This is a genomic window from Methylobacterium sp. J-070 (genome assembly GCF_022829385.1).
Lineage (GTDB): Bacteria > Pseudomonadota > Alphaproteobacteria > Rhizobiales > Beijerinckiaceae > Methylobacterium.
In genome coordinates this window covers 1-1159 of the sequence record NZ_JAKSXX010000040.1, presented here as the reverse complement: position 1 = coordinate 1159, position 1159 = coordinate 1, and the positions used below count along the sequence as shown (strand labels likewise).

Annotated in this window: 2 protein-coding genes and 1 pseudogene; 1 reads left to right on the top strand and 2 read right to left on the bottom strand. The window is 63.9% G+C overall.

The annotated features are described in order from the left end of the window. Nucleotides 1-37: 37 nt before the first annotated feature. Nucleotides 38-142, top strand: a pseudogene (locus MKL01_RS01935) (succinate dehydrogenase assembly factor 2); the annotation flags it as partial. Here MKL01_RS01935 and MKL01_RS01930 read toward each other — a convergent pair. Both MKL01_RS01930 and MKL01_RS01925 read right to left on the bottom strand, forming a co-directional pair. Next, nucleotides 94-441: a CHASE3 domain-containing protein gene (locus MKL01_RS01930; protein ID WP_243903550.1), complete on the bottom strand. Its 348-nt coding sequence runs from the start codon at nucleotides 439-441 to the stop codon at nucleotides 94-96. The pseudogene MKL01_RS01935 and the gene MKL01_RS01930 sit on opposite strands and share 49 nt — an antisense overlap. Nucleotides 442-735: 294 nt before the next feature. Next, nucleotides 736-1098, bottom strand: a complete 363-nt coding sequence (locus MKL01_RS01925) for a low affinity iron permease family protein (RefSeq protein ID WP_243903549.1) — start codon at nucleotides 1096-1098, stop codon at nucleotides 736-738. Between the last annotated feature and the right edge of the window lie 61 nt (nucleotides 1099-1159).

Here is a 1159-nt window from a genome sequence, read left to right as displayed (position 1 = left end):
CTAGCGTGTGCCCGTCCTCAGCCGAGCTCCGAGATCCATGTCCGGCACCACCCGCACGAGCGCCGACCTCGATCCGCGCCGCCGCCGCCTCCTCTACCGCGCCTGGCACCGCGGCATCCGCGAGATGGACCTGATCATGGGGCCGCGCAGGGTGTCGAAGAACTGCTTGCCCCTGCCTTCGGCCTCAATGCGGACCGCCCCCGGCCGCGTCGTCGGGTTGGCTGCTTCTCGGATGGCAGTCTCGCCGATATCGGCCTGCCAAGCACGGGCGGCCGTCACGGCGTCGGCCAACAGGGACGACCGCTCGGCATCATTGCCGATCAAAGTCCGCAGGCGGTTGATCATCTCATCCAGGGCCGGCCGTCCCGCGCTGTAGGGTTCGAGGCTGCTCTCGCGTCCAGTGATCAGGTAGCCTCGCAATCCCGTCTCTTGATTGAGCATGGCGGTGCGGAAGGCGTCGAGACCGTGGGCCACCTGCGTCGAGCGGTCGAGGGCGTTTGTTGCGTCTTGCAGATGGTCACGCGTGAGCAAGACCGCACTGCTGCTGAGGACCGACACCAGTGCGATGACGCCGATGGCGCCACCCAACGTGCGGTTGAGGCCAAACGTATTCGGCATGCTCGGTCTCTCCTGGTCAAACCTGCGAACGGCTTCGAGCGGCAGCCGCAACGACGATGGCATCGCCAATAGCGCTCAAAGCGAGCTGACGCGAGCAACACCGCGCTCTCCCTCGCCTCACGCCTCAGTATCGACTCTAGCGTCCGAAAAAGGCTGCCGGTCCTGCCTGATCAGCTCCAGCTCCTCGGCGCTCAGTTCCTCAACTCCGATGAGGCGTTCATCCGTGTCTTCCACAGCGCGGATCAGCTCATCCAGCTTCATCTGGATAGCGGCGGTATCACGGGCGCCGGCCACCAGAATGACACCTGCCAAGAGCATGGCGGCGATGGACAGGAACAGGTTGAAGACGAGCGCCCAGTGATCGTTGAAGCTGAGGATGAAGCCGGCGCCCAGCCCGGCGGCGACGGTAAAGCAGGTCGTCAAGAAGCCGAGGGGTTTTGAAAGCCACACGGCAAGGCCAATGATCGGACGGTCCAGCATCAATCCTCAAGCTCAGCGCATCGAGCCGCTAAGCAAGTTAGCGCAACCGTGTTTCCAAAAT